We start from the raw sequence: 26,211 nt of genomic DNA on the forward strand, positions 1-26,211 counted from the left end.
ATCGTGAGCAGCCCGGCGACGGTCATCGCCGCGGGCGGTGTCGTGTGGCGGGATGGCCCGGACGGCCGGGAGATCCTGCTGGTGCACCGGCCGCGGTACGACGACTGGTCCCTCCCCAAAGGCAAGCTGACCCCGCACGAGCATGTGCTGGTCGCGGCTCGCCGGGAGATCGAGGAGGAGACCGGCCAGCGGGTGCTGCTCGGTCCACCGCTCGGCATCCAGCGGTACGACGTCCGCAAGAACGGCGGCACCGTGCCCAAGATGGTGCACTACTGGTCGGCGGAACTGGTCGGCCCCGAGCGCGAGTTCGTACCGAACGACGAGGTCGACAAGCTGGAGTGGCTGCCGATCGAGAGCGCGCGGCGCAAGCTCAGCTACCCGCGGGACGTCGAGATCCTCGACGCACTGGCCAGGGTCACACCGGTCATCTCGACGCTGGTGCTGATCCGGCACGCCGAGGCGGTGAAACGCAAGGATTGGGACGGCAAGGACACCAACCGGCCGCTGACCGAGGTCGGCCACGCCACCGCTGAGCGCCTGGTGGACATACTGGCCGCTGTCGGCGTCAACCGGATCCGCAGCAGCAACGCCGAGCGATGCATCGCCACCATCAGCCCGTACGCCGCCGAGATCGGCCGCGAGATCCACGTCCACCCGGAGATCTCGGAGCGCGGGTACGAGTCCGATCCGTCCGCACTCAAGGGAATGGCCGGCCATTCCTGGAAGCCCGGCAAGATCACCGTCGTCTGCTCGCACCGTCCGGTGCTGCCCGCGTTGTCGAAGGCACTCGGGTTGAAGGTCGGCAAGTTCTCCCCTGGCGCCTTCCTGATCGCCCACCAGCTCGAGGGCGGCCGGCTGGTCTACGAGCGCTTCAGGGCGCCCTGAGCACCTCGGCAGCCTTCGCCGCCAGCGCCTCGATCTTCGGGTTCAGTCCGCTGAACTCCGACCTGTGCCGCTCGACGATCGCCTGCTGCATCGGAATCTCCGCCTCGTCGATCGCGGCGAACAGCCCGGTCGACTTGCCACACCGTACGAACGCCAGCGCGAACGCCACCTCGGCCTTGCTCGGCTTGTACTCCCGAGCCGGTACTGCCGCCTGCACCTGAGCGTCGGCGGGCAATCCAGCCGGCCGCGGCGTCCGAGCCGGTACTACGGCCGCATGCGCGCCAGGCTTGATCCCGTACTGCGTCAGATCGCCTCGCGGGTTGAAGCTGTCGCCCACCTTCAGCCGATACCCGCCCCCGGCCAGGCAGCCGGTCAATCCCTTGCTATGGGCAACGATCGTCTCCTGGATCCGCTTCGCCCGGGCCTGCACCATCGAGTTGCCGAGTTCGGCGTACAGCCTGCGCAGGGAGCCGATCTCGTGCGAGTCGCCGAGCGCGGCCCGGGAGGAGGTCTCGCACTTGGCGGAGACCTGATGGAAGGCCGGCTGCGTGCGGGTGATCATCGCCGGCTGGGCCGGTTCCGGCGTACCGAAGCCGTGTCTGCGCGCCTCTGCCTCGGTCCGTGGGCTGATGGCCGGACGCAGCAGAGCGGCCGCCGCCACCCCCGGCCCCGAGCTGAGCTCGCGCTCCTGCGGATAGCCGTTGTCGGCGAGACAGTCGAGGAACAGCTTGAGATCAGCCTTCTCGATCACCGTCACGTCCGCCTGCCGGTAGAGATCGAACGGCTTCGCCCCCGCGGGCAGCGAAGGCAGTTCGGCCACTCGCGGCGCCGGATCCGAGCCACAACCGGCCGTCATCACCAGTACCGCCGCACCCACGACCGCTGCCACTGCACGCATCGCTCCCCCTTCGAGGCTTCGAGATCTGGTCGGCTGATCGCACAGCGGGGACGGAGGGCGGTCCGTCCCCGCAGCGGACGATCGTCAGCAGTTGCGGCGTTCGTGCTTGTTGTTCTCGTCGTTCAGGTCGTTGGCGAAGTTCGACCACGAACCCGACCGGGCCGGGAACTGCCAGCTGTCGTTGATCCAGTCGCCGGACTCGGTCACGCACACGTTGCTGACCGTGTCCCGGTTCCAGATCGCGCTGGCGTTGTGCCAGAACGGCAGCGTCCGGCCGCCGGAGAAGTTGCCCTCGTTGGCGTGCGCCAGCGAGCCGTAGTAGAAGTGCCGCTGGCCGCCGCCGCCACCGGCGTCCTCGCTGAAGCAGATCTCGCCGGAGTTGCAGGCGAACTGGCCGTCGCCGCGGTCGACCGCGCCGGCCATCGTCGCACCCGTGACGCCCATCGCCGCCGTCGCGAGCAGCCCCCCGGCGATCCTCGTGATTACGCGCATGTTCCCACTCCCTGGTTTCGGATTCTCCGGCCGCCACCGACGGCCTGAGCAGTAGTCAATCCGTTCCGTCACCCGGAGACCCGTGTCGTTCGGCCACCCGTCACCTGCCCGCACGGACAGGCCGTCGGCAGCAGCCCTGTCCGAAGGGCCAGCTTGACGACGTGGGCCCGGTTGCGCGCCTGGAGCTTGGCGAGCAGGTTCGACACGTGGAACTTCACGACCCGTTCGCTGCGGTGCAGCCGGGTGGCGATCTCGCGATCGGTGTGGCCGTCGGCGACCAGTCGCAGTACTTCGTGCTCGCTGGGTGTGACGAGGTCGTGGGCTGCCCGTAGTACCGGCTTATCGTCGTCCGGCAGTGGCCGGAGCACCGGCGGTTCGTGGCGGAGGATGTCCGCGCCGAGCGTCGGGCTGATCCAGCCGCCGGGCGCCTGGCCGGACCGGATCGCCAGCAGGCTCGCGCCGATGTCCTCGGCGGTCGAGACGATCCCGTCCACCCCGGCCGCGACGTACTCGCGGAGCTCGGCCACAGTCGGCACATCGCCGGTGACGAGGGCGACCACACTGACCGACCGGCTGCCGGTCGAGTCGCGGACCCGGACCAGATCCACGATTCCGCGGCCGAGGGTCGTGTCCACCAGCAGTACCTCGGGCCCGCGGGACCGGAGTACGGCGGCGGCCTCGGCGTACCCGGCCACCGCACCGGCGACCTCGATCCGGCCTTGTTCGTCGACCAGCGTCCGGACGCCGGCCCTGACCACCTGGTTGGGCGCGACGATCAGCACCGTCACCTGTCTTGTTGCTGCTGGTCCTGCGGTCCCCCGACCTGTCGGCATGCGGCCCCCAAGCCTGTAGCCGTCGATCCCGCGACCGGAGCGTGCCGCGGGGGTTGCTTTCTTTCCGAACGACGGCGACAGTTCGTCACCGTCTACCAACAGGCTGCGATACTCACGGTCCGTGCACAATCTGTTCGACGTTCCTGCAACAGCCCAGGGCCGTACCGGGTGACGTCGGCCAGGACGGGTATGTTCCTACCGAGGCGTCCCACCGGGCGCCGGCTCACGGAGAGGTCGGGGCGCCATGACGATGCGGGAGCTCACTCTGATCGGGATCCGGATGGAGTCGCCCAACCGGGCGCCCGTGATGATGCTGCGCGAGACCGAGGGCTATCGCTACCTGCCGATCTCGATCGGTTCGGTCGAGGCGACCGCGATCGCCTACGAGGAACAGGGCCTGCGCCCGTCCCGGCCGCTCACCCACGACCTGATGCGCGACGTGATCGAGGCGTTCGGCGTCACCATCGAGGCGGTCGAGATCGTCGAGCTGCGCGACGCGGTCTTCTACGCCGAACTCGTCCTCGGCAACGGCGCCCGCGTCTCGGCCCGCCCGAGCGACTCGGTCGCCCTCGCCGTCCGCCTCGGCACCCCGATCCGCTGCACCGAGCAGGTCCTCCAGGAGGCCGGCGTGGCCACCCCGGAGGAGGAGCAGGCCGAGCTCGAACGCTTCCGCCAGTTCCTCGACGGCGTACACCCCGAGGACTTCTCCAGCTGACCTGATTGCAACAACCTGCAACCAGGCTTCTACACGCTGTACTCCGTGCGCTAGGTTGCACCCCGACGTACTGGCGGCCGGGGGGCCACTCGCCAGTCACCTTCTCCCGGGGGACTCCGCTCCATGCGCAAACCACTGGCCGCCGCCACGGCTGCCCTGATCCTCTTCGGCGGAGCCCAGCTTCCCGCCTCGGCGGCCGCCGCCGCGCCGACCGATCTTCAGGTCGGTTGGGCCGATGCCGCCACCGGCAAGTTCAAGATCACCTGGCAGGACAGTGGCGAGGCGAACCGGGTCAAGATCGAGTACGAGGACAGTGACCCGGCCGTCTGGCTGGCACTGCCGCAAGCCGGCGAGCCGAATGAGTACCTCGGGCAGGGCGCCCGGCTGCGCCGGAACATGATCGCCCGGATCATCGTGGTCAGCCTCGACGAGAACAACGCCGAGAGTGCCCCGGCCAGTTCGCCATGGTTCGACACCAACCTCCCTGGTGTGGCTGAGATCCAGCGGGCCGACGTTCTGGCGACCGGTGCGATTCAGCTGACCTGGTATCGCGAGCCGGCCCTCCAGGACACAACGCCGAACGACCCACTCGACCAGCCGTCGACGAATGAGCACGTCGTACCGGCCATCCATCCCAAGTCCGGAACGATAGAGAGCTTCCCGGCACCGGCCGGAGTCAAGACGGCGACCGTCCCGCCTCGTCCGCGGCCGTACAGCGTGATAGTCCGCACCCAGAACGAGTGGGGCTTTGTCATCGCCGACCGCGACTCCACCGTCCAGGTCACCACATTGACCGCCACCCTCGGCATGCCGGCCATCGGTCAGTACCTGAGCACCGTCAAGTTCAGCGCCGAAATCGGATCGCCGGAGTGCTACGGGGTGAACTGCGGATACGGTCCCGTCTACCTGCAGGCACGCGCGGACGCGACGAAGCCGTGGGCGACCATCGGCAAGTACAACGCCGAACCGCCGAAGTTCTCAGCCGCCATCGGTGTCTACGGCGGTAGGCAGTACCGCCTCTACGTACCGGCCTGGAGCTACTACAGCTCTGACATCCGGGTCGCCCCGGCGCTCTACACCGCTCCCCGGTACTCCGCCGCACAGGCCAAGTTCTCCGTTGTGGGGTTCAACACGACCACCGCCAAGGTCGGTCAGTTGATCAAGGCAACGGTCAACGTGCTGCCGGCGGGATCGGTGAAGGCCGATCTGCAGTGGTCGGACGGCAAGGTGTGGCGGCACGCGGCGTACATCGGTCTGACCAAAGGCAAAGGCACGTTGAGTTTCAAGGCGTCGGGCCGCGGCACGACGCGGTCCTGGCGCGTAGTCGTTCCGAAGATGTCGATGAAGGGCCTTCCGATCCTCGCGACCACGAGTCGCACGTTCAAACTGGCGGTGCGTTGAGATGCGTAGATCCATTGCAGTCGTAGCGGTCGCAGGGGTTGCCGGTATCGGGGTCCAGGTGCCGGCTTGGGCCGCTGCGCCGGCCGCGCCTACCGACGTACAGGTCAGTTGGAGTGATGCAGCCGCGGGGCTGGTACGGACCAGCTGGACCGACACCGGCGAGGCGAACAAGCTGCTGATCGAGTACAAGGACGGTACGACGGCGGCCTGGGCCACTCGCAAGGCGAGCCTGACCAACGAGGTGATCGGCGGGCAGCCGGTGGTCAACAAGGTCGCCCGGATCCGGGTCGTCTCGGTCGACACCGCGGGCGTCGAGAGTGCGGCAGCCGTGTCGCCGTGGTTCGACACCAATCTGCTGGGGCAGCCGACCGTCACCGCGGCCACCGCGCTGCCGGGCGGTTCGTTGCGGCTGAGCTGGAAGCGCACGGCGGTCACCGACTCGACCCCGAACGACCCGCTCGACCTTGCCCCTGGGTCGGAAGCGGCGGTCTACCTGAAGGTCGGCATGCCGCACTACGACATGCCCGAAGCAGTCTTCCCGCAGCCGGCCGGTGCGAGCACAGGAGTCGTTCCGGCCCGGGCGCTTCCGTACCCCGCGTTCGTCCAGCTGCGGAACGAGTGGGGCACGGTGTGGTCGAAGTACGTGATGGCCTCCGACATGAAGGTGCTCCTCCGCAAGGTCCCTGCCTACGGGCAGTACGGCCGGCCGCTGGTGATCAAAGGCCAGGCGGGGCAGGACAGCTGTCTCTCGCGGGACTTCTGCAGTTTGTGGCAGGGGTCGGGGATCCCCGTGACGATGCAGGCCCGGCCCAGCGCGACCAAGCCCTGGCAGTACGCCGGCCACTACACGGCATTCGCCGACACCACCAACTACAACGTCGGGTTCGAAACCGCGGGCGTCGCGGTCGGCGGCCGCGAGTACCGCTTCTACGTCCCGGCCTGGACGTACCGCTACCAGGACGACTGGGACGTCAGCGCCGCGGTGACGACGAGTGCGCGCTACATCCCCACCCAGTCGTACTTCCGTGTCGTCGGCTTCAACACGTTCACCGCCAAGGTCGGCCAGCTGGTCAAGACCACGGTCGACGTCCAGCCCGCCGGCACGGTCAAGGCCGACCTGCAGTGGTACGACGGCAAGGCCTGGCGCCACGGCGCCTACATCCCCCTCACCAAGGGCAAGGGCACCCTCAACCTCAAAGCTTCAGGTCGCGGCACCACCCGCTCCTGGCGAGTGGTCGTTCCCAAGATGACCATGAACGGCCTCCCCATCGTGGCCACCGCCAGCCGAACCTTCAAACTCACCGTCCGCTGACCCGAGGACCACAGACACATGCGCAAAACACTCATCGCTGCCTCGATGGCGGCGGTTCTGCTCGGTAGCTCGCTGTCTCCTGCTGTGGCGGCGACGACCGCGGAGGTCCCGACCGACGTGCAGGTGAGCTGGGCGGACGTGGCCAAACGCTGGCTCCGGGTCACCTGGACAGATCAGGGGCAGGCCAACTTCCTGGCCTTCGAGATCGAGAGGTTGCCTCTGAACCCGACCTACTGGGAAGTCGAGACAGATGCCGACGGCAACAACGAGGCGATCCTCAAGCACCCCTTCACCGGTGAGGACAAGGTTCGGGTCACCGTCCGGAACAACACCCCGTCGGAGACCGCCCGGGCGGCTTCGGTGTGGTTCGACACGCAGAAGCCGGCCCAGCCCAAGGTGACCGGTGCGACGCCGTCAGCGGACCTGTCGTTGAGGCTGAGCTGGACCCAGGCGGCGACGCCGGACCTCACTCCGAACGACCCGCTCGACCGGCCGGTGTCGGACGAGACGCTGACCGCCTCGGTCGGTACTGACACCTACTCCCTACCGCTCGGGACCACCACGACGACGATCCCGCCGCACCCGCGGCCGTGGACGGTGCACCTGAACGCCGCCAACGAATGGGGAGCCGACCAGCCGAAGGGTTCTTCCATCGACTTCGGAACGATGACCGCCGGGTTCCGGATCGACCCATTAGGGATCTACGGTCGTACCAGCCTGGCCTTCGACGTCGTCGCGGCGGCCAAGGCGTGCGCGGGGTGCGCCGAGGACTCGGGGCCCAACGTCGTCACCTATCTCCAGAGCCGTATCGACGCGTCCCGTCCATGGAAGACCATCGGCATCTACCGCGGTGAGGGCGAGCGGTTCACCAGGCACGTGGGATCGCAGGGCGGTCTGCAGTACCGCATCTACATCCCCGCCTCGACCGAGATCAGCAACGACCGGCGCATCGTCACCCCAGCTGCGGCCACCAGCGCGCGCTACTCCGCGACCCAGGCGTACTTCGTCACAGCCTGGTTCAACAAGCGCGCCGCTCAGGTGGGCCAAGTGGTCAAGCTGGTGGTCGACGTGCGCCCGGCCGGAACCGTCAAGGCCGATCTGCAGGTGTGGGACGGGAAGGTCTGGCGGCACGCGGGTTACGTGCCATTGGTAAATGGCAAAGGCACGTTGAACGTCAAGGCGGCGGGACGTGGGACGACCCGCTCCTGGCGAGTGGTGGTGCCGAAGATGTCGTACTACGGGAAGCCGATTCTGGCGACCGCCGGCCGAACGTTCAAACTCGCTGTCAGCTGACGCCTCCGCCGCGATTGCAGGTAGTTGCAGTCGCGGCGGGGTTCTTGCTGGTGGCAACGGGTACGCCGCGCAGTTCTGGATCAAGGTGTTCCCGCAGGGGGTCGAGCACCTGGACGGCCGGGTCCGGCTGCAAGCTCAAGCTGCGGGTCATCGCCACCGTCTGCAAGGGCACCATCTACGTCTGCGGCTCGTCGAAGACGACCACGGCCCAGATGTAGCACCGGCCCGGCCCGCGCCTACTCTTGGCGCGGGCCGGGGCCGCGTTCCGCGGGATGTGCTGAGCGTTACCGGAACGTGAGTAAATGAGTGTTTCAGGTGACTCAGCGTCACGGGTCTTAACTCAGTTCACCTGATGGCCGCCTGACGGCACGCCAGGCGTCGCACACGCTACTGGAACCGTTCACCGGTCGTTCACCGGCGACGGACCGGTCGGTCACTTGGTCTGCCTACCGTCTGTGGAAGTTCAACAAGTCTGAATCCTGCAGAAGGGCAACACTCTCGTGTCCGTCAATCGCCTGCTCCGCGTCGGCACCGTCGCCGTGGCATCCCTCGGCGTCCTCGCCCTGAGCGCCTGTGGCTCCGACCCGGAGCCGTCCGGCTCCTCCAGCCCGGGCGGCAACACTTCCTCCGCCGGTGGCGACTGCCCGAAGGGCACCCTGAACGCCGAGGGCTCCTCGGCGCAGAAGAACGCCATCGAGGAAGTCATCTCCAAGTACAACGAGAAGTGCGCCGACGTCACGGTGAACTACAACCCGACCGGTTCCGGCGCGGGCATCAAGCAGTTCAACGCGAACCAGGTCGACTTCGCCGGTTCGGACTCCGCCCTCAAGACCGAGGGCAAGGACGGCGCCGAGCCGGAGACGGCCCAGGCCGCCAAGCGCTGCCAGAACAACCCGGCGCTGGACCTGCCGATGGTGATCGGCCCGATCGCGATCGCCTACAACGTCGACGGTCTGCAGAAGCTGGTCCTCGACGGCCCGACCGCCGCGAAGATCTTCCAGGGCACGGTCAAGACCTGGAACGACCCGGCGATCGCGAAGCTGAACGCGGGCGTCACGCTCCCGTCGGCCCCGATCTCGGTCTTCTTCCGCTCGGACGAGTCCGGTACCACCGAGAACTTCACCAAGTACCTGGCCGCCTCCGGCGCGGGTGCCTGGAAGGGTGAGCCGGCCAAGAAGTGGACCGGTACCGGCGCCGGCAAGGACAAGTCCGCGGGTGTCGCCGAGGGCGTCAAGAGCACCAAGAACTCGATCACCTACGTCGAGTGGTCCTACGCGGTCGACAACAAGCTCGGCATCGCGCAGATCGACAACGGTTCGGGCGCGCCGGTCGAGCTGACCGCCGAGTCCGCGGGCAAGGCGCTGGCCGCCGCGAAGCCGGCCGGTACCGGTAGCGACCTGGCGCTGAAGCTCGACTACGCGACCAAGGAGGCGGGCGCCTACCCGATCATCCTGGCCACCTACGAGGTCGTCTGCAGCAAGGGCCTGCCGGCCGAGAAGACCGCGATGGTGAAGAGCTTCCTCAGCTACTTCGCCAGCAAGGACGGCCAGGCTGCCCTGACCGACCTGAACTACGCGCCGCTGCCGGAAGAGATCCGGATCAAGGTCGACGCCGCGATCCAGTCGATCAGCTGACGAAGAACACCACCACCTGCGAGCCCCGGCCGGTCCGAGAGTCCATCTCAGACGGCCGGGGCTTCGGCTCGTGGTCAGACCTGACCACCCGACCCAGGCGCTTGGAGCACCATCGATGAGTAGTCCAGACGGCACGGAACCGCCCGACCGGCCGGAAGGTACGCAAGAACCCCGGATCGAGGACCTGGTCCACGAGACCTCCGGACCGACCCCACGGTTCGAGGGCCTGGCCGAGGAGCACGCCGAGCACGAAGCCGCCGAGCACCCGGCTGGTACGACTGCCGCGCCCGCGGACCCCGGCAAGGGTGTCGAGCTGGGCCCGGTCGGTCACCTCGGTGATCGGCTGTTCGCAGGTCTGGCCCGCGGTTCCGGCGGCCTGGTCGTCGCGATCGTCGCGTTCGTCGGCATCTTCCTGCTGGCGCTGGCGATCCCGGCGCTGGCCGACAACGAGGGCAACTTCCTCTTCTCCCGTACCTGGCTGCCCGGTGGCGACCACCCGAACTTCGGGATCGCGGCGCTGTTCTACACCACCCTGATCAGCTCGCTGATCGCGATGGCGGTGGCGGTCCCGATCGCGATCGGCGTCGCGTTGTACATCACGTACTACGCTCCGCCGCGGCTGGCCCGTCCGGTCGCGTCGGTGGTCGACCTGCTCGCCGCCGTACCGTCGATCATCTACGGCCTGTGGGGCATCGTCTTCTTCGCGCCGGTGGTCCAGCCGGTCTCGCACGCGATCGCCGACGTGCTGGGCTGGGTCCCGCTGTTCAAGGAGGCGGTCAACGCCGACCGCGGCACCGTGTTCACCGCGGGCCTCGTACTGGCCATCATGATCCTGCCGGTGATCACCGCGATCAGCCGGGAGATCTTCGCGCAGACCCCGGTCACCCACCGCGAGGGCGCCCTGGCGCTGGGCTCGACCAAGTGGGAGATGATCCGGATGGCAGTGCTGCCGTACGGTCGCTCCGGCGTGACGAGCGCCGCCATGCTCGGCCTCGGCCGGGCCCTCGGCGAGACCGTCGCCGTGATGATCATCCTGTCCCAACCGAACCCGATCGCCCCGTGGGACCCGTCGATCTTCGCCGGCGGTGAGACCTTCGCCTCGAAGATCGCCTCCAGCGCGGCCGAGCTCGACACCCCGGCCAAGACCGGCGCCTTCATCGCGGCCGGCCTGGTGCTGTTCGTCGTCACCTTCATCGTCAACTCGGCGGCCCGCATCATCGTCGCCCGCTCGGGCCCCGGCGCCAAGCGCCGTACCCGCCGGCCGAAGCCCGCCGCCAAGCAAGGAGCGCCCGCGTGAGCACCATCGCCGCGAACCGTCCGCAGTACGACGGCAAGGTTCTCGACCTGACCGGCAGGTCCGGCGCCCGCGCGTTCCGCAACCTGCTGGCCACGGTGCTGATCTCGCTGTGCTTCCTGATCGCGCTGATCCCGCTGTGCTGGATCCTCTGGACGGTCGTCTCGAAGGGCTATCACCTGGTGCTGGACGCCAACTGGTGGTCGCAGTCGCAGCGCGGCATCACGTCGCGCCGGGCCGGTGGCGGCGCGTACCACGCGCTGGTCGGCAGCCTGATCATGGCGCTGATCTGTGCGGTGATCGCGGTCCCGCTCGGTATTCTCGGCGCGGTCTACCTGATCGAGTACGGCAACGGCAGCAAGCCGGCCAAGGTGGTCAGCTTCATGGTCGACATCCTGACCGGTGTGCCGTCGATCGTCGCCGCGCTGTTCGTCTACGCGGTCTGGGTCACCATCCTGGGCCAGAACCGGATCGGCTTCGCGGTCTCACTGTCGCTGGTCCTGCTGATGATGCCGGTCATCCTGCGCTCCACCGAGGAGATGCTCAAGCTGGTACCCGACGAGCTGCGCGAGGCGTCGTACGCGCTCGGGGTGCCGAAGTGGAAGACGATCCTCAAGATCGTCGTGCCGACGGCCTTCGGCGGCATCATCACCGGCGTGATGCTCGGCCTGGCCCGGGTGATCGGCGAGACCGCTCCGCTGCTGATCCTGGTCGGCTACTCCAAGGTGATCAACTACAACCCGTTCTCGGGCTTCATGGGCGCGCTGCCGACCATGATCAACAACGACCGCGGCGACATGGCCCTGCCGGCCGCCGCCGACCGGGTCTGGGCGGCGGCACTCACGCTGATCCTCCTGGTCCTCGCCCTCAACGTGCTGGCCCGGCTGATCGCCCGGTTCAGCACGATCAAGTCCAAATAGTCAGAGAGGTTCTGAGTCGATATGGCTAAGCGCATCGAGGTCAGCGGCCTCAACGTCTACTACGGCGACTTCAAGGCCGTCGAGGACGTGTCGATGACGATCGAGCCCCGCTCGGTCACCGCGTTCATCGGCCCGTCCGGCTGCGGCAAGTCCACCTACCTGCGCACCCTGAACCGGATGCACGAGGTGATCCCCGGCGCCCGGGTCGAGGGCAAGGTGCTGCTGGACCAGCAGGACCTGTACGCGACCGGGGTCGACCCGGTGGCGGTCCGCCGCGTGGTCGGCATGGTGTTCCAGCGGCCGAACCCGTTCCCGACCATGTCGATCTTCGACAACGTCGCGTCCGGCCTGAAGCTGAACGGCGTCAAGGACAAGAAGAAGCTCGCCGAGGTGGTCGAGGCGTCGCTGAAGGGCGCCAACCTCTGGAACGAGGTCAAGGACCGCCTCGACAAGCCCGGCGCGGGCCTGTCGGGTGGTCAGCAGCAGCGGCTCTGTATCGCCCGGGCGATCGCGGTCGAGCCCGAGGTGATCTTGATGGACGAGCCCTGCTCGGCCCTGGACCCGATCTCGACGCTGGCGATCGAGGACCTGATCGAGAAGCTGAAGGACCGGTTCACCGTCGTCATCGTGACCCACAACATGCAGCAGGCGGCCCGGGTCTCCGACCAGACCGCCTTCTTCAACCTGTCCGCCACCGGCAAGCCCGGCCGGCTGATCGAGATGGGTCCGACCAAGCAGATCTTCTCCAACCCGAACGAGAAGGCCACCGAGGACTACATCACCGGCCGCTTCGGCTGAGCCCGGTACTACGCGCCCGTACCCATTGCGCCTGAGGTCCCTTGTCTACAAGGGGTCAGACGCAGAGGGTGCGGGCGTAGTTGACTCTGGCCAGCGTGTCGGCGACCTGGGTCTGGTTGGCCGCGGCCACATGCGTGTTGTGCGTGCGGGCGCCGTGCTGAACGGTCACCTGGACGAAGCCGGTCGTCTTGCGCTCCTTGATCAGCAGGAACAGCAGGCCGAGCAGGCAGAACAGGAAGAAGATGATCGCCAGCACGATGGCGTAGGCGGGGATCTTCTCCTCGGTCCGGGTCATGTCCATGGCCGACCAGTTCGTCCCTTGGGTGGGCAGCACGCCCGCGGGAGTGACGATCCGGTACTGCTCGACGGAGATGTCGCCGATCGTCACCAGCACCGGCCCGGCCGGCAGCGCCTGGGCGGGCGGCTGCGGCACCGGCTGACCCTGGACCTGCTGGTACTGCGGGTTCTGCGGCGGCTGGTACTGCGGTGCGCCGTACTGCGGGGCCGTCGGCAACTGATCCTGCGGTCCAGGCTGCTGCTGGAAGGGCTCGAGCTGCTGGCCGTTCTCATCTGGCAAAGGAGGCTGAGTCACTGGAACACCTTAGTGTCTCAGTTCAGATTGCGGGCGATCCCATAGACGACCAATAGAACCGCCAGCGCCCGGAGCAGCCATTTCAGCGTCACCGGGCTGATCCGCAGCCGGGGCAGCTTGATCAGCCGCGCGCTCTCCAGACCCCAGGTGAGCAGTTGGTAGCCGACGGCAACACCGATCAGTGGGCCGAGGACAAGCACTACCGGGTTGAAGTGCCAAGCGGCGTCCAGATCGCCGCGCAGCAATGCGGCAGCCATCCGGGTCGCTCCGCAGAACGGGCAGTTCAGCCCGGTAGTGGCGTGGAGCAAGCATGGGATGCCGAGGTGCAGTGAGCCGGACAGCTGATAGACACCTGCGAGAGCGAACCCGCCGACACCGACGCCGGCCACGCCGAGCACCCGGCGGTCGAGCGGTTCGACCGGCCCACGCGGCCGGAGTTCAACAGCTTGCTGTGTCAGGGTCACATCCACCAAGGTATCTCCTACCGCAGGCAACTTGATGGGATCCGCCGAGGCAGCTGATCCGTCAGAGCGCTACCACTCCTCATGTCAGTAGAAGGGATCGTCGTGAGCACTCCGACGCCACCGCCGGGTTACGGCCCGCAAGACCCGAACCAACCGGGTCAGTACGGCCAACAGCCCGGCCAGTACGGCCAGCCGCCGCAGTACGGTCAGCCGCCGCAGGCGCCGCAGTACGGGCAGCCGCCGGCGCAGTACGGGCAACCGCAGTACGGGCAGCAGCAGCCGGGGTATCCGCAGCAGTACGGGCAGCAGCCGGGTTATGGCGCTCCTACGGGCGCGCTGGCGGACTGGCCGCTGCGGGTCGGTGGCTCGATCATCGACTCCCTGCTGGTCGCGGTGCCGTACTTCATCGGTCTGGCGCTGGCCCGGTCGGTCAGCAGCATCTTCCTGGTGCTGTTCGGGCTGATCGCCATCGGTGTCGGGATCTGGAACGTCGTCATCAAGCAGGGCAACGAGGGCCAGACCGTCGGCAAGTCCGTGGTCAAGATCAAGCTGGTCGACGCGGCCACCGGGCAGCCGGTCGGTCCGGCCAAGGCGTTCGTCCGCCAGCTGACCCACATCCTCGACGGCCTCGTCTGCTACGTCGGCTACCTGTGGCCGCTGTGGGACGAGAAGAAGCAGACGTTCGCGGACAAGATCAACAACACGCTGGTCGTCAAGCTCTGAGCCGGAAGGCTTTGAAGGGAATTTCAGTGACCACCCCTCCGAACGGTCCCGAGGACCAGCCGCAGTACGGGCAGCCACCGCAATACGGCCAGCCCGGCCAGCCTGGCCAGCCGCAGTACGGTCAGCCCGGTCAACCGCAGTACGGGCAGCCTGGGCCGCCGCAGTACGGGCAGCCTCAGTATGGGCAACCCGGTCCGCCGCAGTACGACCAGCCGATGTACGGGCAGCAGGGCTTCGGCTACGGCGGCCCTGGTGGGTCCGAGCTGGCCGACTGGGGATCCCGGGTCGGCGCGGCGCTCCTGGACGGCCTGCTGTCCGGCATCCCGGCTCTCATCGCGTACGGGATCTTCATCGCGAACCTGATCGCCAACTCCGACGGCGACAGCTACACGACCTCCAGCGACGAGGGACCCAGCGCGTTCGCCTTCGTCGTGCTGATCATCGGTGTCCTGGCCAGCATCGGCCTGTGGGTGTGGAACCGGGTGATCCGGCAGGGCAAGACCGGCCAGAGCGTCGGCAAGAGCGTGCTGAAGATCAAGCTGGTGGACGCCACCTACTTCCAGCCGATCGGCGCCGGCCGGTCGCTGCTGCGCGACATCCTGCGCGGCATCTTCGACAACGCCTGCCTGCTCAACTCACTGTGGCCGCTGTGGGACGACAAGAAGCAGACCTGGCACGACAAGGTGATGAGCACGTACGTGATCAAGGTCTAGCGAGACAGCAGCAGACCGGCGCAGGTGACTGCCCACAGCACACTGGTGAAGGTGCCGATGATGAATCGCTCCGCCACCGCTGTGGGCGTCACCGAGGCCGGCTGGTCCGGACTACGCAGCTCCGGATACCGCGCCAGCCCCTTGATGGCCAGCACGATCGCAATCCCCTCGGGCCAGCCCGCCACGATCGAGCCGTAGATGGCGCCGCGTTCCAGGGCGCCGATCAGCGCGCCACCGCGGAGCACCTCGCCCGCCTGCTGGGTCGACTGCGACCTGGTGTTGCCCCGGTCAACGAGTGCCAGCACCGACGTCGTCAGCGGACCTCCACCGGCTACTGCGAGGCCGCCGGAGACCATGAGGAGGATGTTCCACCAGGCCTCCCGCCAGCCCTGTACGCCGTGTCCCGCCAGCAGCAGGATGCCGGTCGCCGTCAGGCAGGCCAGCATCACGCCACTGAGCACTATCTCCAGCGTGGCGCCCGACTTGGGCACCCACGCCACTACGGCGAGCACCAGAGCCACCCCAGTCAGCACTAGTACCGCTGCCGTCATGCAACCTCCCCAGCCTCGAGCAACTCTGCCGCAAGCACCCGGCCGCGCTGTTCCTCGGCGAAACCGGCCGCCTGCGCCCGCTGCGTGACAGCGGACTGGCTGATCCCCAGCTTGACGCCGATCTCGCGCCTGGTCAGCCCCTCGGCCAGCAGGTCGGCCACAGCCCACCCGCGCTCGCTCCTGCGACGCAGTACCGACGCCATCAGCCACATGACGCTCTCCACCTGTTCCGCCGCGTGCTCGTTGGCACCGACGACGCTCACGTGGTGCGGGCTCGCCTTGGCCCGGTTGACCGCCTCGCGCGCGAAGACGAACGCCTCCCCGCTGCCTGCCCTGGTACTCCGGGGCAGCGGCTGGTCGACCGCGCCGACGCCGAGACCGATGTGCCAGGTGTCCGCGCGGAGCAGCTGCACGATGACGTCGACCGTGGCCCGGGCCTCCGAGAGCACGCCCTGGACCTCGTCGCCGGCCGTGCGCTCGAACTTGCGCAGCAGGCCGATCCGGCGCGGCCGCCGGTTCAGCGTATTCAGTAGCTCGGGTACGAGATCGCCGATGCTCCGGCTGCCTCGCTGATCTACCGTGAGAACGAAGACCACCGCCTTGTACCTCCTTCCCGACGCAGGTTAAGGCTACAGTCTTATTCACTCAGAGTGAAGGCAAAAACCTGAACCGGTTCGCCCGATCACCCACCGTGACCACTCGGGAGGCCGCCGATCTTCCAATTCTCCGCTGAAATCGGCCGGTTCCGCGCCCCGACTCACCGCCACCTTCACACGGAGTCAGGATGTTTTCGGGTGGATCGGGCCGCGGACCGGCGAGTCTAGATTTGTTGCGGATGCAGCTCAGTCAGCCAGTGGCAGGTAGAGCTTGGAGTCCTTGGCCTTGAAGGTCTCCGACATCTCCGCGAAGCCGGCCTCGATCGCCTCGGCCGAGTCCAGACCGTGCTCCTCGGCGTACTTGCGGATGTCCGCGGTGATCCGCATCGAACAGAACTTCGGCCCGCACATCGAGCAGAAGTGCGCCGTCTTGGCCGGCTCGGCCGGCAGCGTCTGATCGTGGTACGAGCGGGCCGTGTCGGGATCCAGCGACAGGTTGAACTGGTCCTCCCAGCGGAACTCGAACCTTGCCCTCGACAACGCGTCGTCCCAGTCCTGCGCGCCCGGATGCCCCTTGGCCAGATCGGCCGCGTGGGCAGCGATCTTGTACGTGATCACGCCGGTCTTCACGTCGTCACGATCCGGCAGGCCGAGGTGCTCCTTCGGCGTGACGTAGCAGAGCATCGCCGTTCCCAGCCAGCCGATCTGGGCCGCGCCGATCGCGCTGGTGATGTGGTCGTAGGCCGGTGCGATATCGGTTGCCAACGGCCCCAAGGTGTAGAACGGCGCCTCGCCACAGAGCTCCTCCTCGAGCCGGACGTTCTCCGCGATCTTGTGCATCGGCACGTGCCCCGGGCCCTCGATCATCACCTGGACGTCGTGCTCCCAGGCGATTTTCGTCAACTCACCAAGGGTTCTGAGCTCGGCGAACTGGGCCGCGTCGTTCGCGTCCGCGATACACCCCGGCCGGAGTCCGTCGCCGAGCGAGAAGGTCACGTCGTACTCCCGCAGGATCTCGCACAGTTCCGCGAAATGCGTGTACAGGAAGGACTCCTGGTGATGCGCCAGGCACCAGGCCGCCATGATCGAGCCACCCCGCGAGACGATCCCGGTGATCCGCTGGGCGGTCAACGGCACGTACCGGAGCAGTACTCCGGCATGCACCGTCATGTAGTCGACGCCCTGCTCGCACTGCTCGATCACCGTGTCGCGGTAGACCTCCCAGGTCAGCTCGGTCGGATCACCCTTCACCTTCTCGAGCGCCTGGTAGAGCGGCACCGTGCCGATCGGGACCGGCGAGTTGCGCAGGATCCACTCGCGGGTCGCGTGGATGTTCTTGCCGGTGGACAGGTCCATCACCGTGTCCGCGCCCCAACGGGTGGCCCAGACGAGTTTCTCCACCTCCTCCTCGACCGAGCTGGAGACGGCCGAGTTGCCGATGTTGGCGTTCACCTTCACCAGGAACTTCTTCCCGATGATCATCGGCTCGGACTCCGGATGCTTGTGGTTCGCCGGGATCACGGCCCGCCCTCGCGCCACCTCGTCCCGCACGAACGAAGGCTCGACACCTTCCCGGACCGCGATGTAGCGCATCTCCTCGGTGATGACGCCGGCCCGGGCCTGCGCCAGCTGGGTCAACGGCTCACGGCCGGCGATCCAGTCCCGGCGTACCGGCGGAAGGCCCGCCTGAACGTCGATGGTGGCGTTGACGTCGGTGTACGGCCCCGAGGTGTCGTACAGATCGAAGTGCTCGCCGTTGGTGAGGTGCACCCGCCGCTGTGGAACCTTCAGCTCACCGGTGTAAATCTTCTCCGATCCTGAGATCGGCCCAGTGGTGACCTGCGGGCGGACAGAATTGTCGATCGTTGTCACGATGCTGCTCCCTACGCCGGAATTACCCGGACAGGTTCGGCGGTCGGCGGCGCCGGGTCCGAAACCCAGCCGCCCTCTCAGCCCGCTACAGCGCGAGCTCCCGCGGTATCAACTTGTCGTCGGCAACTCTAACCACTGATTGCCTACTGCGTACTGGATCCGCGCGCCGTTGACCGACCCGATAGCGTCAGACCATGCGCGACATCCTGTACCCGCCGGTGATCGGCTTCGCCAAGACCGCCTTCAAGGTGCTCGACCTGGGCTTCACGATGGTCGGCACGGAGAACATCCCGCGGACCGGCGGTGCCGTGCTGGCGCTGAACCACATCAGCTACGTGGACTTCGTGATCGGCGGGTTCGGCGCGCAGCCGAGCAAGCGGCTGGTCCGGTTCATGGCCAAGGAGGTGCTGTTCCGCAACCGGTACTCCGGACCGCTGATGCGCGGCATGCACCACATCCCGGTGGATCGTGGCGCCGGCGCCGGGTCGTACCGGGAGGCGATCCGGTACCTCGGCGAGGGCGAGATCGTCGGCGTCTTCCCCGAGGCGACGATCAGCCGGTCGTTCGAGCTGAAGGAGTTCAAGTCGGGCGCGGTCCGGATGGCCGCCGAGGCCGGCGTACCGGTGATCCCGATGATCCTGTGGGGCACCCAGCGGATGATGACCAAGGACCACCCGCGGGACTTCTCCCGGCACCAGCGGGTCGCCATCACGGTCGGCGAGCCGATGGCGGTCAGCAAGGAGGAGGACGCCGTCGAGGCCACTGCCCGGCTGCGGACCACGATGGCGGGGATGCTCGACCGGACCATCAAGGCGTCCCCGGACAAGCCGGCCGGGGCGTGGTGGCTGCCCGCGTCGTACGGCGGTAGCGCGCCGACCCCCGAGGAAGCCGACCGCCTCGACGCCGAGGAACTCCGGGAGCGGGCGGCTCGCCGCCGCAAGTAGCGTTCCCCACCGATTTGGGTTATGGGGACAGTCGGTATCCGGACGAGGGGTTGACCGAGGCGCGAGCCGGGGGTACCAAGAACCCTTGTATGTCGAAAGCTGGACCTGGGGGGTCCGCCGGCGATGATCGGGCTGGGCGGGGGGAAATGACGATCTTGTACGGATCAGACGAGGAGCTGCACCTCTTCGAACCGGGGAAGCTGAGCATCCCCGGCAATGTGGCCGAGGAGATCCCGGATGTCGGGGTCTACTTCTTGTACTGGGCGACGCAGAACCTGCGCCCGGATCAGGCCAGGGAGATCGAGTCGGCGGTGAACGGCCGGCGCTGCCAGAACGGCTGGTTCCCGCTGGAGAGCCTGGACGGTCTCGGCCGCCGGGGTTCCTGGCGCGGCCCGCTGACCTATCTGGCGCAGATGACCGCCAAGGACTCGGCGATCGTGAAGGCCTGGGCGACGATCAACATGGCGCCCGACGACCGCAAGGCCCGGATCGAGGCGACGGCCGACCGGCTGCTCTACCAGCAGGGCCACGCCGCCGCGGCCACCTGGGTGATGGCGGTCCGCCCGCAGGCGTTCCTGAGCCTCACCCTGCTCGGTGACTCGCTCTACAACAACTGGGAGAGCGCGGTCGCCTCGCTGCGCCCCAAGGACGTAGCGAGGTCGGTCCGCCGCTGGAACCGCTGACGCGCTCAGTTTCAGTGGAACTGCGGGATGATCAGGTACAGGCCGTAGAAGACCGCGGCGAGGCAGGCGAGGAAGCAGAGGCCGGCTACCGCGGTGTCCACCGGCGGCGGGCTCTTCTTCGCCTCGACCGCGACCGCGCGCCGCGACATCGCGTTGATCCCGACGGCGAACAGCACCGCGATGCCGACCCCGAAGGCGAGGCTCGCGATCGCTACCTGGCCGAGTGCGCTCCAGTCGATGTGCATCAGATCCTCCTCAGGCAGCCGGTACTGCGGACGCCGGGGCCGTCGTGCCCGGGTACTCGTTGACGTTGTCGGCCGTGACCGGCTTGCGGCGCGATGCCAGGTAGATGAAGCCACCGGCGGCGGCCGCGGCGATGGCGATGATCGTCACGCCGATGTTGCCGGAGTTGGCGACCCGGCCGGCCAGCGCGCCGACGATCGCGGCGGCCGGCAGCGTGAACAGCCAGGCCAGCGCCATCCGGCCGGCGACCGTCCAGCGGACCTCCGCCAGACGCTTGCCGAGGCCGGCGCCGAGGATGCTGCCCGAGCAGACCTGGGTCGTCGACAGCGGGAAGCCGAGGTGCGACGAGGCGAGCAGTACGGCGGTGGAGCTGGTCTCGGCCGCGAAGCCCTGCGGCGACTCGATCTCGGTCAGGCCCTTGCCCATCGTCTGGATGATCCGCCAGCCGCCGAGGTACGTGCCGGCCGCGATCGCCAGGCCGGCCGCGAAGATCACCCACAGCGGCGGCTTGGAGCCCGACGCCAGGCTGCCCGAGGTGATCAGCACGAGCGTGATGATGCCCATCGTCTTCTGCGCGTCGCCGGTACCGTGCGCCAGCGAGACGAGCGACGCGGAGGCGATCTGGCCGACCCGGAAGCCGTCGTCGACGTTCTTCTTCCGGGCCCGCCGGGTGATCGTGTACACGAGGTAGGTGCCGAGCAGGGCGACCACGCCGGCCACGATCGGGGCGGCGACGGCCGGGATGATGATCTTCTGGACGACGGTGCCGAAGTGGACCGCGCCGCTGCCGGCCGCGATCCAGGTGGCGCCGATCAGGCCGCCGAACAGCGCGTGGGACGAGGAGCTCGGCAGTCCGACGTACCAGGTGAGCAGGTTCCACAGGATCGCGCCGACCAGGCCGCCGAAGATGATCGGCACGGTTACCTTGGCATCGTCGACGAGCCCGCTGGAGATCGTCTTGGCGACCTCGGTGGAGACGAACGCGCCGACCAGGTTCAGTACCGCGGACAGTGCGACGGCGACCTTCGGTCTCAGCGCTCTGGTGGCGATCGAGGTCGCCATCGCGTTGGCGGTGTCGTGGAAGCCGTTGGTGAAGTCGAAGACCAGGGCGGTGATGATCACCACGATGACGAGGAACGAAAGGTCCATCACGATCACATCCCAGAGGGAGGGCGGCGTCAGGAGCGCTCTCACGCTAAGCGCGCCGGGTGAAATCGCGGTGAACTGCTCGAAGAATGAACTATTCGAGGATGAAGTGGGCCACGTAGTAGACGGCGGCCGCCACCAGGCCGGCGGCCGGGATGGTCAGTACCCACGCGAGGACGATGCCCTTCGCGACGCCCCAGCGCACGGCTGACAGCCGCTTGGTGGCGCCGGCGCCCATCACCGCCGAGGTGATCGTGTGGGTGGTGGAGACCGGCGCGTGCAGGCCGATCGCCATCACGTAGAGCACGGTCGCGGCGACCGCTTCGGAGGCGAAGCCGCGGGCCGGGTCGAGGTGGATGATCCGGCGGCCGAGTGTCCGCATGATCCGCCAGCCACCGGAGTACGTGCCCAGCGAGATCGCGGTCGCGGCCGAGATCTTCACCCAGGTCGGGATGCCCTCGTTCTTGTCCACGTGCCCGGTGGTGAGCAGGGCCAGGAAGATCACGCCCATCGTCTTCTGGGCGTCCTGCAGACCGTGGCCGAGCGCCATCCCGGCCGCCGACAGCGACTGGGCCAGCCGGAACCCGCGGGTGGTCCGGCCCGGGTTCCGGCGCCGGAAGATCCACAGGATCGCGGTCATCAGCAGGAAGGCGCCGAGGAAGCCGATGGCCGGTGACAGCACCATCGGGATGACGACCTTGTCGACGATGCCGGACCACAGCACCACGCTGGTCGAGGCCAGGCCGGCGCCGACCAGGCCGCCGATCAGGGCGTGCGACGAGGAGCTGGGCAGACCGAAGTACCAGGTGATCAGGTTCCAGGTGATGGCGCCGACCAGCGCGGCGATCACGATCACCAGGCCGTGCCGCCCGCTCGGCAGGGTGATGATGCCCTTGCCGACGGTGTCGGCCACCTCGGTACCGAGGAAGGCGCCGACGAAGTTGAAGAACGCCGCCATCACCAGCGCCACCCGCGGCGTCAGCGCCCGGGTCGAGACCGAGGTCGCGATCGCGTTGGCGGCGTCGTGGAAGCCGTTGGTGTAGTCGAAGGCGAGCGCGATCACGACGACCGCGATGACGAGCGCGAGCTCCACGCTCAGCTCTCCTTGACGGCGATCTGTTCGACCGTGTTGGCGACGTGCTCGAAGGCGTCGATCCCGGCCTCCAGCAGATCCACCACGGTCTTCAGCTTCATCACCGTCAGCGCGTCGAACTCACCGCTGAACAGCTTGGCCACGATCCGGCGGTGGACCGCGTCACCGGTGTTCTCCAGCCGGTTGATCTCGATCCAGTACTCGGCCAGGTCCTTCATCGTGCGCAGCCGCGGCATCGCTTCCGCGGTCAGCGTCGCCATCCGCTGCAGCACCTCGATCTGCTCGGCCGCCTCGGCCGGCAGCTTGTCGAGGTTGAACAGGTGGATGGTGTCGACCGCCTCCTCCATGTAGTCCATGACGTCGTCGAGGTCGGAGGCCAGCCGGTAGATGTCCTCGCGGTCGAACGGGGTCACGAAGGTGGAGTTGACGCGGCGGATGATCGAGTGGGTGGTCTCGTCCGCGGCGTGCTCGGCATCCTTCATCTGGGTAGCGATCTGCTGGCTCGCGGACAGGCCGGTTCCCGCCGTGCTGCCGAGCAGCTCAGCGAGGATCCGGGACCCGTCGACCAGGTGGTTGGCGGATTCGGTGAAAAGGTCGTAGAACGTCGGGTCGTTCGGACGCAGACGTAACGGCACTTCAAGCTCCGGGTGAACGAGGGACAAACCGTGAACATGCTAGGGGCAACGGACCGCTGACGGAGCATCCGCCTGCTCAAGGTACCGCGAGATGATGAACACGTAGACTCAATCCGACCGCAAAGTGACCGGGAGACTTCAGCGCGTCATCACCGCATAGAGGTCGAACAGGCCGACTACGAGGACCAGCCCGGCCGCCAGCCGCAGGATCCGCTCGGACCCCAGGGCCGTCGGTTCGACGCGCCGGCGGTAGACGGCGGTCACGGCGGCCCAGCAGGACAGGGCCAGCGCGGTGACCACGATACCGAGGCCGAGCCGGACGTCCGACGTACCGTGACCGGAGGCCAGCAGCAGGACACCGTTGGCGACCAGGCCGAGCGAGGTCCGGCGCCAGGCGAGCAAGGTGCGCTCGGGCTGGAGGCCAGGGTCACGCGGGGTGTTCATCGCCACAGGCTGAACAGCAGGCCGATCAGGCCGACCGTGACGATGGTTGCCCCCAGCATCAAAGGCAGCCGGGTCACCGGCAGCGGTCCGCCTGTCCGCATGGCAGTCAGGTTGGTCTGCCAGCGGCGGAAGGCCAGGGCTGTGGTGGTGATGCCTGCAGCGACCAGTACTACGCCGATGACGCGCGCAGGCCAGCGGTCGGGGCCGAGATCCAGGAACTGCACGGCGGACAGGCCGCCCGCGTAGCAGGCCAGCGCAGTCCGCAGGTACGCCAGGTAGGTCCGCTCATTGGCGAGCGTGAACCGGTAGTCGGGCTCCTGGGTCGGGTCGCTCATCAGCAGCTCAGCAGGCCACGGTTCTGCTTGAGGGCGAGCACCCGGCCGACGCTGCTCTGGAGTTCGGCCGCAAAGGTCTTGTCCTGCTGGGCTTTCACGACCAGTGCGTTGACCATCGTCGAGGTGAGCGAGGCCTTGGCGGTGATCACGATGTCGCCACCGGCCGCGACGAAGCGGGTCGCCCGCTGGCCGGCAGGGACCGACGCGACCTCTGCTGCCGCCCCGACGTCATCGGTGATCACGACTCCGGCGTACCCGAGGTCACCGCGCAGCATGCCGCCGATGACCGTGGGTGAGAACACGGCGCGGTTCTTCGGATCGATCTTGGTGTAGGTGACGGTGGAGACCATCACCAGGTCCGAGCCGGCCTGGATCCCCGCGGCGAAGGACGACAGTGAGTCGTCGTTGCGGGTGGTGACGGTGTCGACCACCCCAGAGGAGAAGTCGGTGTTGCCCTTGACCCGGCCGAGGCCAGGGAAGTGCTTCACCGAAGTCATCACCCCGGCCTGCTCCATCCCCTTGACGAAGGCGGCGACATGCGGACCGACTTTGCCGGGCGTGTCGCCGTAGCCACGGTCCAGCGCCCCGATGGGAGCGTTCTTGTCCCCCAGAGACGCCGGTACTACGTCTGCGACCGGCGCGAGGTCCATGTTGACCCCCGCCTGCTTGAGCTGGGCACCCCACGACTTGGCGCGAGCAGTGAGCTTGTCGTCGGACCAGGTCGCCTGCACTGTCGCCGCGGGGATGCGGTCGAAGCCAGAGCCCTTGAGGCGCTGGATCTTGCCGCCTTCCTGGTCGGCGGCGATGAACGGCCGGATGCCCTTCACTGTGGCCGTTGTGGTGACAGCGGCCATCGCAGTACGGGTGTGGGAGGCACTGGCGCCGGGGCCCATCAGGAGGAGGCCGCCTGGCTTCTGAGCCTTGGCGATGGATCGCTCTGCCGCCGTCATGCCCTTGGTGCTGATGCCGGTCATGATCAGCTGGGCCGCCTGCTCACGCAGGGTCAGCTGCTGCAGCGTCTGGTCCACACAGCCGTCGGAGGGCGGCGTGCTGCTGGGAGTTTTGGTGGGCGCCTGCGTCGGTGTCTGCGTGGGTGTCTCGGTCGGCGGCGGGGTCTGCCGGGTGATCGAGGAGGAGGGCGCAGTACTAGGTCCCGCAGTGGGGGTGTCCGAGTCGCTGCAGCCGGCGAGGAGAGTCGCCGCGGCCGCTACTGCCAGTACCCGGCGTCCGGTGGTGTTCATCACGGCCATTCTGGCCCATGGGGTTACTGCGCCGGCGTACCGGAGGCCTTTGGTTCCCAGATGGCGCTGTCGTAGGTACCACCCGAGTGCCGGACCAGAGCCGCGCAGATGTCGCGCAGCTGGTCGACCTGCTCAGCGCTGAGGGCATCGAAGACCGCCTGCCGGACAGTCTCGACGTGGCCGGGCGCGGTGTCCTTGAGCTTCTGGCGGCCGTCCTCGGTGATGATCGCGACCTGGCCTCGCCGATCGGACTCGATCCCCTCGCGACGGACCCAGCCGACCTTCTCGAGCCGGTTCACCGCGTGCGAAAGACGGCTGCGCGAACCGAGGGTGGCCATGGCAAGCTCACTCATCCGCAGCCGGCCCTCGTCCGCGTCGGCGAGCCGGACCAGGATCTCGAAGTACGTGTGCGGCATGCCCGCGTCGCGCTGCAACTGCTGCTCGATCCGGCCGTTCACCACGCGCTGGGCCGCGATGAACGCTCGCCATGCCCGCTGCTCCTGGTCATCCAGCCACCGTGGTTCCGCCATTGTCGCAGCGTAACGAGGTCCGGGTCTTTCTGCCGCCTGGGCGAGCCGTGATGAGCAGAACGGCGATTGCACAAAGCAGCATTCCGCCAACCGCGAGGACGCCGATCGTCTCGCCGAACAACAGGAAGGCGAAGAGCATCGTCGTCGGTGGGACCAAATAGAGGAGGCTGCTGATCCTGGTGGCGCCGGACAGGCGGAGGTTGACGAGGTACAGGCCCCAGCCACCCCCGGTGGCCAGCACGACCAGCCACACCACGGCGCCGTAGAACTGCAGGTCGTTCGGGACGGTCAACTGTCCGGTACCAGCGGCTATTACGACGAAGAAGACGCAGGAGACCAGGCTTTGCAGGCAAAGCGCGTCCAGGAGGTTCGTCGTTGGTTTGCGGTGCCGCTCCCAGACTGTGCCGATCACCAAGCCGAGCAGGCCGCCGACCGGGAGTAGGAACGTCAGGGCTGGGGTAGCGGTGGCGCCTAGGTCGTCGGCGACGACGAACGCAACTCCTGCCAGGCCTAGGAGGAGGCCGATCCATTGCTTCGGGCTGACTGGCTCGCCGAGTAGTGGTCCGGCGACTGTGGCAATCAGAATCGGCTGGAGCGAGCCGATGAGCGCAGTGACGCCCGCGGAGATGCCGTGGTCGATACCGGTGAAGATCAGGCCCAGGTAGACGCACTGGGTGAGGAATGCCATCACCGAGTGGGTGATGAGGTCGCTGCGCGTCAGGTGCGGTCGGCGCTTGAGCAGTACTGCGGCAGCGAGTGCGCCGGCGACCAGGTAGCGCCAGGCAAGCAGGTCGAAGGCAGAGGCGTACTCCGTGCCCCAGCGCGCGCCGATGAAGCCGCAACTCCAGAACACGACGAAGCCGGCGCCGACCAGGACGGGGAGTGCGCGTCGGGTGATCATGGTCCTAAGTAACCACACCGGTCGGTATAC

General features: G+C 67.7%; 31 protein-coding genes and 1 riboswitch. Of the genes, 13 read left to right on the plus strand and 18 right to left on the minus strand.

What is annotated here, in order from left to right:
• Window positions 1-3 precede the first annotated feature (3 nt).
• On the plus strand, window positions 4-885 hold the full coding sequence (locus ACIA12_RS33555) for an NUDIX domain-containing protein (RefSeq protein ID WP_396371264.1): 882 nt from the start codon (window positions 4-6) through the stop codon (window positions 883-885).
• Here the strand turns inward: ACIA12_RS33555 and ACIA12_RS33560 are convergent.
• The 3 genes from ACIA12_RS33560 to ACIA12_RS33570 all read right to left on the minus strand — a co-directional run bounded on the left by ACIA12_RS33560 (window position 872) and on the right by ACIA12_RS33570 (window position 3,063).
• Window positions 872-1,783, minus strand: a complete 912-nt coding sequence (locus tag ACIA12_RS33560; protein ID WP_396371267.1) for a hypothetical protein — start codon at window positions 1,781-1,783, stop codon at window positions 872-874. The genes ACIA12_RS33555 and ACIA12_RS33560 overlap by 14 nt on opposite strands.
• Before the next feature lie 84 nt (window positions 1,784-1,867).
• Complete coding sequence (locus tag ACIA12_RS33565; RefSeq protein WP_343969949.1) at window positions 1,868-2,275, minus strand: hypothetical protein; 408 nt, start codon at window positions 2,273-2,275, stop codon at window positions 1,868-1,870.
• A gap of 68 nt (window positions 2,276-2,343) precedes the next feature.
• Window positions 2,344-3,063 carry a LuxR C-terminal-related transcriptional regulator gene (locus ACIA12_RS33570; protein WP_396371269.1) on the minus strand — a complete coding sequence of 240 codons (720 nt, stop codon included), beginning with the start codon at window positions 3,061-3,063 and terminating at the stop codon, window positions 2,344-2,346.
• 295 nt (window positions 3,064-3,358) lie between these two features.
• Between ACIA12_RS33570 and ACIA12_RS33575 the strand changes: the two genes are divergently transcribed.
• The 4 genes from ACIA12_RS33575 to ACIA12_RS33590 all read left to right on the plus strand — a co-directional run bounded on the left by ACIA12_RS33575 (window position 3,359) and on the right by ACIA12_RS33590 (window position 7,829).
• Window positions 3,359-3,823, plus strand: coding sequence for a bifunctional nuclease family protein (locus tag ACIA12_RS33575; protein ID WP_203589974.1), 465 nt, complete (start codon window positions 3,359-3,361; stop codon window positions 3,821-3,823).
• A gap of 123 nt (window positions 3,824-3,946) precedes the next feature.
• On the plus strand, window positions 3,947-5,224 hold the full coding sequence (locus tag ACIA12_RS33580) for a hypothetical protein (RefSeq protein WP_396371270.1): 1,278 nt from the start codon (window positions 3,947-3,949) through the stop codon (window positions 5,222-5,224).
• Window position 5,225: 1 nt separating this feature from the next.
• Complete coding sequence (locus ACIA12_RS33585; protein WP_396371271.1) at window positions 5,226-6,536, plus strand: hypothetical protein; 1,311 nt, start codon at window positions 5,226-5,228, stop codon at window positions 6,534-6,536.
• Between the two features lie 18 nt (window positions 6,537-6,554).
• Complete coding sequence (locus ACIA12_RS33590; protein WP_396371272.1) at window positions 6,555-7,829, plus strand: hypothetical protein; 1,275 nt, start codon at window positions 6,555-6,557, stop codon at window positions 7,827-7,829.
• Here ACIA12_RS33590 and ACIA12_RS33595 read toward each other — a convergent pair.
• On the minus strand, window positions 7,822-7,980 hold the full coding sequence (locus ACIA12_RS33595; protein WP_396371273.1) for a hypothetical protein: 159 nt from the start codon (window positions 7,978-7,980) through the stop codon (window positions 7,822-7,824). The genes ACIA12_RS33590 and ACIA12_RS33595 overlap by 8 nt on opposite strands.
• A 349-nt stretch (window positions 7,981-8,329) precedes the next feature.
• On the opposite strand from ACIA12_RS33595, the gene pstS reads away from it, so the two are divergent.
• From pstS to pstB, 4 genes are all read left to right on the plus strand, one after another.
• On the plus strand, window positions 8,330-9,463 hold the full coding sequence (pstS, locus tag ACIA12_RS33600; RefSeq protein WP_396371274.1) for a phosphate ABC transporter substrate-binding protein PstS: 1,134 nt from the start codon (window positions 8,330-8,332) through the stop codon (window positions 9,461-9,463).
• 313 nt (window positions 9,464-9,776) lie between these two features.
• A complete protein-coding gene (gene pstC, locus ACIA12_RS33605; RefSeq protein WP_396371592.1) occupies window positions 9,777-10,760 on the plus strand; it encodes a phosphate ABC transporter permease subunit PstC in 984 nt (327 codons plus the stop codon).
• Window positions 10,757-11,677, plus strand: coding sequence for a phosphate ABC transporter permease PstA (gene pstA / locus ACIA12_RS33610; protein ID WP_396371277.1), 921 nt, complete (start codon window positions 10,757-10,759; stop codon window positions 11,675-11,677). The genes pstC and pstA overlap by 4 nt, the downstream gene beginning before the upstream one ends.
• A gap of 21 nt (window positions 11,678-11,698) precedes the next feature.
• Window positions 11,699-12,475 (plus strand): phosphate ABC transporter ATP-binding protein PstB, encoded by a 777-nt coding sequence (gene pstB / locus ACIA12_RS33615; protein WP_396371278.1) that lies wholly within the window; start codon window positions 11,699-11,701, stop codon window positions 12,473-12,475.
• Between the two features lie 55 nt (window positions 12,476-12,530).
• On the opposite strand, the gene ACIA12_RS33620 is transcribed toward pstB, so the two are convergent.
• Complete coding sequence (locus ACIA12_RS33620) at window positions 12,531-13,067, minus strand: hypothetical protein (protein WP_396371280.1); 537 nt, start codon at window positions 13,065-13,067, stop codon at window positions 12,531-12,533.
• Between the two features lie 17 nt (window positions 13,068-13,084).
• The gene (locus ACIA12_RS33625; RefSeq protein ID WP_396371283.1) at window positions 13,085-13,531 is read right to left on the minus strand and encodes a DUF2752 domain-containing protein; all 447 of its coding nucleotides are present in this window, start codon (window positions 13,529-13,531) and stop codon (window positions 13,085-13,087) included.
• Between the two features lie 102 nt (window positions 13,532-13,633).
• On the opposite strand from ACIA12_RS33625, the gene ACIA12_RS33630 reads away from it, so the two are divergent.
• Window positions 13,634-14,254: an RDD family protein gene (locus tag ACIA12_RS33630; RefSeq protein WP_396371284.1), complete on the plus strand. Its 621-nt coding sequence runs from the start codon at window positions 13,634-13,636 to the stop codon at window positions 14,252-14,254.
• 26 nt (window positions 14,255-14,280) lie between these two features.
• Window positions 14,281-14,967 (plus strand): RDD family protein, encoded by a 687-nt coding sequence (locus tag ACIA12_RS33635; RefSeq protein WP_396371285.1) that lies wholly within the window; start codon window positions 14,281-14,283, stop codon window positions 14,965-14,967.
• On the opposite strand, the gene ACIA12_RS33640 is transcribed toward ACIA12_RS33635, so the two are convergent.
• The 3 genes from ACIA12_RS33640 to thiC all read right to left on the minus strand — a co-directional run bounded on the left by ACIA12_RS33640 (window position 14,964) and on the right by thiC (window position 17,986).
• Window positions 14,964-15,518, minus strand: a complete 555-nt coding sequence (locus tag ACIA12_RS33640) for a hypothetical protein (RefSeq protein ID WP_396371287.1) — start codon at window positions 15,516-15,518, stop codon at window positions 14,964-14,966. The genes ACIA12_RS33635 and ACIA12_RS33640 overlap by 4 nt on opposite strands.
• The gene (locus tag ACIA12_RS33645; protein ID WP_396371288.1) at window positions 15,515-16,114 is read right to left on the minus strand and encodes a transposase; all 600 of its coding nucleotides are present in this window, start codon (window positions 16,112-16,114) and stop codon (window positions 15,515-15,517) included. The genes ACIA12_RS33640 and ACIA12_RS33645 overlap by 4 nt, the downstream gene beginning before the upstream one ends.
• A gap of 246 nt (window positions 16,115-16,360) precedes the next feature.
• Complete coding sequence (thiC, locus tag ACIA12_RS33650; protein WP_396371289.1) at window positions 16,361-17,986, minus strand: phosphomethylpyrimidine synthase ThiC; 1,626 nt, start codon at window positions 17,984-17,986, stop codon at window positions 16,361-16,363.
• A riboswitch (TPP riboswitch) is annotated at window positions 17,976-18,100 on the minus strand. It overlaps the preceding gene by 11 nt.
• A gap of 80 nt (window positions 18,101-18,180) precedes the next feature.
• Here thiC and ACIA12_RS33655 point away from each other — a divergent pair.
• Together ACIA12_RS33655 and ACIA12_RS33660 are read left to right on the plus strand one after the other, a co-directional pair.
• Window positions 18,181-18,930 (plus strand): lysophospholipid acyltransferase family protein, encoded by a 750-nt coding sequence (locus ACIA12_RS33655; protein ID WP_396371291.1) that lies wholly within the window; start codon window positions 18,181-18,183, stop codon window positions 18,928-18,930.
• A gap of 146 nt (window positions 18,931-19,076) precedes the next feature.
• Window positions 19,077-19,613 carry a hypothetical protein gene (locus ACIA12_RS33660; RefSeq protein WP_396371293.1) on the plus strand — a complete coding sequence of 179 codons (537 nt, stop codon included), beginning with the start codon at window positions 19,077-19,079 and terminating at the stop codon, window positions 19,611-19,613.
• 11 nt (window positions 19,614-19,624) lie between these two features.
• Here the strand turns inward: ACIA12_RS33660 and ACIA12_RS33665 are convergent, their stop codons facing one another.
• The 9 genes from ACIA12_RS33665 to ACIA12_RS33705 form a co-directional block, all read right to left on the minus strand.
• Window positions 19,625-19,858, minus strand: coding sequence for a hypothetical protein (locus tag ACIA12_RS33665; RefSeq protein WP_396371295.1), 234 nt, complete (start codon window positions 19,856-19,858; stop codon window positions 19,625-19,627).
• A 10-nt stretch (window positions 19,859-19,868) separates the two neighbouring features.
• Entirely contained in the window at window positions 19,869-21,008 is a 1,140-nt protein-coding gene (locus tag ACIA12_RS33670; protein WP_396371297.1) for an anion permease, read from the minus strand.
• 88 nt (window positions 21,009-21,096) lie between these two features.
• Window positions 21,097-22,095: an anion permease gene (locus ACIA12_RS33675; RefSeq protein WP_396371299.1), complete on the minus strand. Its 999-nt coding sequence runs from the start codon at window positions 22,093-22,095 to the stop codon at window positions 21,097-21,099.
• 2 nt (window positions 22,096-22,097) lie between these two features.
• On the minus strand, window positions 22,098-22,730 hold the full coding sequence (locus ACIA12_RS33680) for a DUF47 domain-containing protein (RefSeq protein WP_396371301.1): 633 nt from the start codon (window positions 22,728-22,730) through the stop codon (window positions 22,098-22,100).
• 138 nt (window positions 22,731-22,868) lie between these two features.
• Window positions 22,869-23,174 (minus strand): DUF202 domain-containing protein, encoded by a 306-nt coding sequence (locus ACIA12_RS33685; RefSeq protein ID WP_396371303.1) that lies wholly within the window; start codon window positions 23,172-23,174, stop codon window positions 22,869-22,871.
• Entirely contained in the window at window positions 23,171-23,509 is a 339-nt protein-coding gene (locus ACIA12_RS33690) for a YidH family protein (protein ID WP_396371305.1), read from the minus strand. The genes ACIA12_RS33685 and ACIA12_RS33690 overlap by 4 nt, the downstream gene beginning before the upstream one ends.
• Complete coding sequence (locus ACIA12_RS33695) at window positions 23,509-24,750, minus strand: glycoside hydrolase family 3 N-terminal domain-containing protein (RefSeq protein ID WP_396371307.1); 1,242 nt, start codon at window positions 24,748-24,750, stop codon at window positions 23,509-23,511. The genes ACIA12_RS33690 and ACIA12_RS33695 overlap by 1 nt, the downstream gene beginning before the upstream one ends.
• A gap of 23 nt (window positions 24,751-24,773) precedes the next feature.
• Window positions 24,774-25,280, minus strand: a complete 507-nt coding sequence (locus ACIA12_RS33700; RefSeq protein WP_396371309.1) for a MarR family winged helix-turn-helix transcriptional regulator — start codon at window positions 25,278-25,280, stop codon at window positions 24,774-24,776.
• Window positions 25,255-26,181: a DMT family transporter gene (locus ACIA12_RS33705; RefSeq protein ID WP_396371310.1), complete on the minus strand. Its 927-nt coding sequence runs from the start codon at window positions 26,179-26,181 to the stop codon at window positions 25,255-25,257. The genes ACIA12_RS33700 and ACIA12_RS33705 overlap by 26 nt, the downstream gene beginning before the upstream one ends.
• Between the last annotated feature and the right edge of the window lie 30 nt (window positions 26,182-26,211).

Source organism: Kribbella sp. NPDC051620 (assembly GCF_044453825.1).
Lineage (GTDB): Bacteria > Actinomycetota > Actinomycetes > Propionibacteriales > Kribbellaceae > Kribbella.

What these genes read in the sequence shown, in the direction of transcription:
- ACIA12_RS33640 (WP_396371287.1), bottom strand. Translation starts at nt 15,518, where the DNA reads ATGACGGCAGCGGTACTAGTGCTGACTGGGGTGGCTCTGGTGCTCGCC.
- ACIA12_RS33655 (WP_396371291.1), top strand. Translation starts at nt 18,181, where the DNA reads ATGCGCGACATCCTGTACCCGCCGGTGATCGGCTTCGCCAAGACCGCC.
- ACIA12_RS33565 (WP_343969949.1), bottom strand. Translation starts at nt 2,275, where the DNA reads ATGCGCGTAATCACGAGGATCGCCGGGGGGCTGCTCGCGACGGCGGCG.
- ACIA12_RS33700 (WP_396371309.1), bottom strand. Translation starts at nt 25,280, where the DNA reads ATGGCGGAACCACGGTGGCTGGATGACCAGGAGCAGCGGGCATGGCGA.
- ACIA12_RS33695 (WP_396371307.1), bottom strand. Translation starts at nt 24,750, where the DNA reads ATGAACACCACCGGACGCCGGGTACTGGCAGTAGCGGCCGCGGCGACT.
- ACIA12_RS33580 (WP_396371270.1), top strand. Translation starts at nt 3,947, where the DNA reads ATGCGCAAACCACTGGCCGCCGCCACGGCTGCCCTGATCCTCTTCGGC.
- ACIA12_RS33575 (WP_203589974.1), top strand. Translation starts at nt 3,359, where the DNA reads ATGCGGGAGCTCACTCTGATCGGGATCCGGATGGAGTCGCCCAACCGG.
- ACIA12_RS33665 (WP_396371295.1), bottom strand. Translation starts at nt 19,858, where the DNA reads ATGCACATCGACTGGAGCGCACTCGGCCAGGTAGCGATCGCGAGCCTC.
- ACIA12_RS33595 (WP_396371273.1), bottom strand. Translation starts at nt 7,980, where the DNA reads ATGACCCGCAGCTTGAGCTTGCAGCCGGACCCGGCCGTCCAGGTGCTC.
- ACIA12_RS33560 (WP_396371267.1), bottom strand. Translation starts at nt 1,783, where the DNA reads ATGCGTGCAGTGGCAGCGGTCGTGGGTGCGGCGGTACTGGTGATGACG.
- ACIA12_RS33660 (WP_396371293.1), top strand. Translation starts at nt 19,077, where the DNA reads ATGACGATCTTGTACGGATCAGACGAGGAGCTGCACCTCTTCGAACCG.
- ACIA12_RS33590 (WP_396371272.1), top strand. Translation starts at nt 6,555, where the DNA reads ATGCGCAAAACACTCATCGCTGCCTCGATGGCGGCGGTTCTGCTCGGT.
- ACIA12_RS33585 (WP_396371271.1), top strand. Translation starts at nt 5,226, where the DNA reads ATGCGTAGATCCATTGCAGTCGTAGCGGTCGCAGGGGTTGCCGGTATC.
- ACIA12_RS33685 (WP_396371303.1), bottom strand. Translation starts at nt 23,174, where the DNA reads ATGAACACCCCGCGTGACCCTGGCCTCCAGCCCGAGCGCACCTTGCTC.
- ACIA12_RS33705 (WP_396371310.1), bottom strand. Translation starts at nt 26,181, where the DNA reads ATGATCACCCGACGCGCACTCCCCGTCCTGGTCGGCGCCGGCTTCGTC.
- pstB (WP_396371278.1), top strand. Translation starts at nt 11,699, where the DNA reads ATGGCTAAGCGCATCGAGGTCAGCGGCCTCAACGTCTACTACGGCGAC.
- ACIA12_RS33690 (WP_396371305.1), bottom strand. Translation starts at nt 23,509, where the DNA reads ATGAGCGACCCGACCCAGGAGCCCGACTACCGGTTCACGCTCGCCAAT.